This is a genomic window from Kitasatospora sp. NPDC036755 (genome assembly GCF_040636595.1).
Taxonomy (GTDB): domain Bacteria; phylum Actinomycetota; class Actinomycetes; order Streptomycetales; family Streptomycetaceae; genus Kitasatospora.
In genome coordinates this window covers 1-3,362 of record NZ_JBEZUT010000559.1, presented here as the reverse complement: position 1 = coordinate 3,362, position 3,362 = coordinate 1, and the positions used below count along the sequence as shown (strand labels likewise).

Below are 3,362 nucleotides of genomic sequence, written 5' to 3'. Positions count from 1 at the left end.
GCCTCGGGGCGGAAGCCGAGCTGGGGCCCGTGGGGGTCCTTGCTGTCGCGAACGGGGAGGATACCCGGGCCGCCGTACGGGCCTTCGCCGACGCGGCCGAGCACGCGCTGCGCACCACCACCGACGCCCGCCCCGACACCCCCACCCGTCCGATGCACCTGCGACCGGCAGCGGAGTACTGGCTGTGACCCCACCTGCGAACGTGTCCGACGCCACCGACCGCATCCGCGCGGCCTTCGCCGACGCCGGGGTCACCGGGTGGCTGCACGCCCTCGACATCGACTCGGCCGCCCGACTCGGCGTCGGCGCCGACCAGCCGGTCTGCACCGCGAGCGTCCACAAGCTCTGCCTGCTGGTCGCGCTGCACGAACAGGCCGCCCAGGGCCGCCTCGACCTCACCGAACAGGTCGAGTGCCCGCCGGACGGCCGCACCCCGGGCCCCACCGGCACCGCCGCGATGCTGGACGCCGCCCGGCTGTCGCTGCGCGACCTCGCCTACCTGATGATGGCCGTCAGCGACAACGCCGCGGCGGACCTGCTCCTGGCCCGGGTCGGCCTCGACGCCGTCAACCGCACCACGGCCCGCCTGGGCCTCGACACGACGCACGCCGCGCACTCCTTCGGCGAGATGCTCGCGAGTATCCGCGAGGACGCGGGCCCCGCCGGCGCCCGGGCGCTCGCCGACCCGCACGTCATCGCGCGGCTGCGCGCCCTCGACCCGGCCCGCACCAACCACAGCACCCCGCGCGACATGACCCGGCTGCTGGGCGCCGTCTGGCGCGACGAGGCCTGCACGCCCGAACACGGCGCCGCCATCCGTCGGATGATGGGCCTCCAGGTGTGGCCGCACCGGATGGCCTCCGGATTCCCCTTCGACGACGTCCACGTCGCGGGCAAGACCGGGTCGCTGCCGACGCTGCGCAACGAGGTCGGCGTCGTCGAGTACCCGGACGGGGGCCGGTACGCCGTGGCCGTCTTCACCCGGACCGCCCGTACCGCGGCCACCCTTCCCGCGGCCGACGCCGTCATCGGTACGGCCGCCCGCATCGCGGTGGACGCGCTGCGCAACCGGTAGCGCGCGGCATGTGAGGGGCCGGGGCCCGGCCCGCCTCAGCCGCCGGGGCGGGCCAGCTCGGCCATGGCCTCCCGCTCGATCCGCGCCAGTTCGCCCAGGAGACGGCCGGCCCGCTCCAGCGGTGCCGCGTCCTGCGACTCCCCGGCCGCGCCGACCAGTCGGGCCACCTCGGTCCAGCCCGCCGCGGCCTCGGCGTACCGGTCGCGGGCGGTCCGGACCCGGGCGTCGTCGAGCAGCTCGGCGGACTCGGCGAGGAAGTCCCGGTAGAGGTTGCGGAACAGCGCGCCGCCCGTCCCGGCTAGCTCCATCATCCGGGCGGCCCGCGGCAGTTGCTCCCCGGGCCGCTCCGCCCGGGTCAGCCAGCCCGGCACCAGGGAGGCGGCCCTGGCGATGCCGCGGTGGCCGAGGTTGGCGATCGGCGGGTGCAGGAAGGCCGTCGCGCAGGCGGCCATGGCTGGGCCCAGCAGGGCGCGCACGTCCGGGAGTTCGCCCTGCCGGGTGAGGGTGAAGGAGCGGTGGCGGGCGGTCATCGGGCCGCGTTCGGCGCGCGCCGCCGCGAGCGAGGCCAGACTGGTGGTGACGGCGCCGCCCTGCTGGGCGGTGTCGACCAGGTGGGCGTCGTTCGCGTCGTAGCCGCGGATCGCGACCACGTGCCCGCCGAAGCGCACCCTGGAGGTGAAGTACTCCAGGTGGTAGCTGTCCAGTTGGAGCCCGACCGGGCGCCCGGCGTCCAGCTCCGCCGTCACGTCGCGCCAGGCCCGGCCGGCGGAGGCGGTCTCCCGGACGTCCAGCCGCAGCCCGAGCCGGGCGGCCAGGGCGCGGGTCAGCTCGAAGGGTTTGACCCGGCCGCCGAGGAACGGGAAGTCCAGCCCCTTGCCGTCCCAGTAGACGAACGACAGCCCGGCCCCGAGGCCGAACAGCATCGGCTCGGACAGCTCGACGCCCTCGTGGCGCAGCAGCACGTCCAGTGCCGTCGTCTCGCAGTGCGAGCCACCCCGTGGCTCCGTCATGCCGCCTCCTCCGTCCGCTCCTCGACGACCCGGACCACCAGCCGGGTCGTCCACTCCTCCGCCGGGGCCTCGCCCGGCCCGACCAGGTACGCCTCCCGCACCGGTGCCAGCGGCCGCAGCCCCCGCTCGTGCACGGCGGCCAGCAGCGCGTGGTAGGCGAGCGGCAGCCGGGAGTACGGGCCGTGGTGGACCGTCTCCACCACCAGCCCGCCGGGCAGCAGTTCGCGGTCCAGCCCGTCGGGCCCGCCTTCTGGGGCCGCCCCGTCCGTCCCGTCCGTCCCGTCCGTCCCGTCTGTCCCGTCCGCCTCGGCGCCGACCGCGATCCGCATGCCCTCGGCGAGGTCCAGCGGGAACAGCCCCCACAGCGGGGGCCGCCAGGGCGTGTCCCGCAGCCCCGCCAGCAGTCGGCCGACGCACGCGCCGGTCCGCTCCGCGAGCTCGCCCGGCCCGGCCACCGCCCGCGCGACGACCAGGCGCCGTTCCGGCTCCTGCCCGAGGGCGATCCGGTACTCGGGCGGTCCGCCGTCGGCGGCGAGGTGTTCCAGCAGCTCCAGCCGGGCCCGGTCGCGGACGATCCGCTCGGCGACCCGGTCGCGTTCGGCGCGCAGCAGGCGGGCCCGCTCCGGCTCGTCGGCGGCCAGGGTCGCGGCGACCACCGCGAGCGGCACGTCGAGGTCGCGCAGCAGGGCGACGGTGAGCGCGTCGCGGGCCTGGCCGGGCGCGTAGTAGCGGTAGCCGGTGGCGGGGTCGACCCTGGCCGGGGGCAGCAGGCCGGTGTCGTCGTAGTGGCGGAGCTGTTTCACGCTCAGCCGGCAGAGGCGGGCGAAGCGCCCGATGGTGAGGAAGTCGTCCTGGTCTCGCACGGGCCCATCGTGGACCCTCCCGCCGTGGGAGGGTCCAGCCCGGGTGTCCGCCCGCGGCGCAACGGCGCAACGGCGCACCGGCCCGCCGCCGGCCGCCGGGCGGCCGGTCCTGGCCGGGGAACGGCACGGCCCACGGTTCGGCGTCCGGCCGGACGCCGTTGGCGAGGTGGGCGATGGTGCGGTACCAGCCCGTGAGCACCAGGAGTTCCAGCAGCCGCGCGTCGTCGTCGTCCGGACGCAGCGCGTCCCGGGCGGCCGGCGAGAGGTGGGCGGTGTCGTGCGGTTCGTCGACGGAGGCGAGCAGTGCCGCCCGCCGGGGCGACCAGGCGGTCCCCGTCGCCATCGGATCGTCGGCGGCGGTGGCCCGGAGCTGTTCGCGGGTGAGCCCGGCCGTGGGGCGACGGCCGCGGCGTG

3 protein-coding genes and 1 pseudogene are annotated in these 3,362 nt (G+C 76.9%); 2 read left to right on the top strand and 2 right to left on the bottom strand.

Annotated elements, in window-relative coordinates:
- Positions 1-188: pseudogene (locus AB0E96_RS39830) on the top strand (hypothetical protein); the annotation flags it as partial.
- Between the two features lie 14 nt (positions 189-202).
- Positions 203-1,075, top strand: coding sequence for a serine hydrolase (locus AB0E96_RS39825; protein WP_359831563.1), 873 nt, complete (start codon positions 203-205; stop codon positions 1,073-1,075).
- A 35-nt stretch (positions 1,076-1,110) separates the two neighbouring features.
- Here the strand turns inward: AB0E96_RS39825 and AB0E96_RS39820 are convergent, their stop codons facing one another.
- Positions 1,111-2,085: a BtrH N-terminal domain-containing protein gene (locus AB0E96_RS39820; protein ID WP_359831561.1), complete on the bottom strand. Its 975-nt coding sequence runs from the start codon at positions 2,083-2,085 to the stop codon at positions 1,111-1,113.
- The gene (locus tag AB0E96_RS39815) at positions 2,082-2,948 is read right to left on the bottom strand and encodes a MerR family DNA-binding transcriptional regulator (protein ID WP_359831559.1); all 867 of its coding nucleotides are present in this window, start codon (positions 2,946-2,948) and stop codon (positions 2,082-2,084) included. The genes AB0E96_RS39820 and AB0E96_RS39815 overlap by 4 nt, the downstream gene beginning before the upstream one ends.
- Positions 2,949-3,362 lie beyond the last annotated feature (414 nt).